This is a genomic window from Micromonospora sp. NPDC005087, assembly GCF_042872965.1.
In the GTDB taxonomy this organism is placed as follows: domain Bacteria; phylum Actinomycetota; class Actinomycetes; order Mycobacteriales; family Micromonosporaceae; genus Micromonospora.
The window spans coordinates 1-1378 of the sequence record NZ_JBIALB010000072.1; the positions used below are offsets into that span (position 1 = coordinate 1).

The window sequence follows — 1378 nt, forward strand, 5'->3', positions numbered from 1 at the left end:
CGATCACAGAGCGTAGACAACTCGATGATCACTGACTCCGTGCCCGTTTCGCTACTCTGCATCCCCGCCGTCACCTACTGGCGGACGCTCTAAGGACTTCGAGGAGGTCAAGATGCAGATTGATAAGGCAGTGCAGGATCGAGCCGCGGCCCGCGCCGCCGAGCTTCCCGGCTCCGAGCACACACACCAGTTCACCGGCGACTGGGAGGTATGGAAAGTCGGCGGCAAGGTGTTCATGCTGCAGACGTCCATGCCCGGCGAGCCCGTCGTGATCCTGAAAGCGGATCCATCCGACGCGGAGGCGCTCCGCGCAGCTCACGCGAGCATCTCGCCCGGCTACCACATGAACAAGAAGCACTGGATCACGGTGCGGGCGGGTGCGGACGTCGAGCCCGCGCTTGTCGACAAATTCGTGACCGAGTCGTACCTCCTCGTCGTCGCCGGCCTGCCGAAGCAGAGCCGTCCCGTCAATCCCGCTTCGTTCCGCGTCCCGCCCTCCGCCGACTGATCACGCTGACGCCGACCGCGCCCAGAGCGCTGTTGCCCCTCATCCGAGCAGCGCCCGCACCGGCGCATGGCGCCCTTACGTGGCCGGCCGCAACGACGAGGACCTCACCGTCGGCATCCTCATCGAGGCACACGTCCTCGACGACCGCCCGATCGAACGGGACTGTAAAACGAACGGTGTAACTCCTGATCAAGGAGCAGCACCTGATGACGGATGTCGTGATCACCGAGGTCGATACTGATCAGGTGGCGAAGCGTGGACCGGCGCGGCCGGTGGGAGACGGGGTCGACGATCAGCTCGTCGCTCAGGTGGTGGAACAGGCCCGTGCGGCGGGTCTGCAGCTCACCGGCGAGGGCGGGCTGCTGCAGCAGCTGACCAAGCGTGTCCTGGAAGCCGCTCTCGATGGGGAGATCACCGATCACCTGGGCTATGACAAGGGCGACCCAGCCGGGAACAACGGTGGGAACTCCCGCAACGGGGTGCGGGGCAAGACGGTGCTGACGGAGGTCGGACCGGTGCAAATTGAGGTGCCCCGGGACCGTGACGGCACGTTCGAGCCGCAGATCGTGCGGAAGCGTCAGCGCCGGTTGTCTGGGGTCGAGGACATGGTGATTTCGTTGTCGGCCAAGGGTTTGACCACGGGGGAGATCCAGGCCCACCTGGCCGAGGTGTATGGCGCGGACGTGTCCCGGCAGACGATCTCCACGATCACCGACAAGGTCATCGAGGGCATGACCGAGTGGCAGAACCGCCCCTTGGACCCGGGGCGGTTTCTACTGAGGTGATCTCAGCAAGGTTCGGCGGCCGAGTGGGGATGACACGGGCGTAACGTCCATACCGGACGGTGTTGGATATGGACGTGGAGCCATC

1 protein-coding gene and 1 pseudogene are annotated in these 1378 nt (G+C 65.1%); both read left to right on the forward strand.

Translation table 11 applies throughout. The annotated features are described in order from the left end of the window. Window positions 1-112: 112 nt before the first annotated feature. Complete coding sequence (locus ACFYPS_RS36900) at window positions 113-508, forward strand: MmcQ/YjbR family DNA-binding protein (protein WP_387331149.1); 396 nt, start codon at window positions 113-115, stop codon at window positions 506-508. 206 nt (window positions 509-714) lie between these two features. Beyond that, window positions 715-1269: pseudogene (locus tag ACFYPS_RS36905) on the forward strand (transposase); the annotation flags it as partial. Window positions 1270-1378 lie beyond the last annotated feature (109 nt).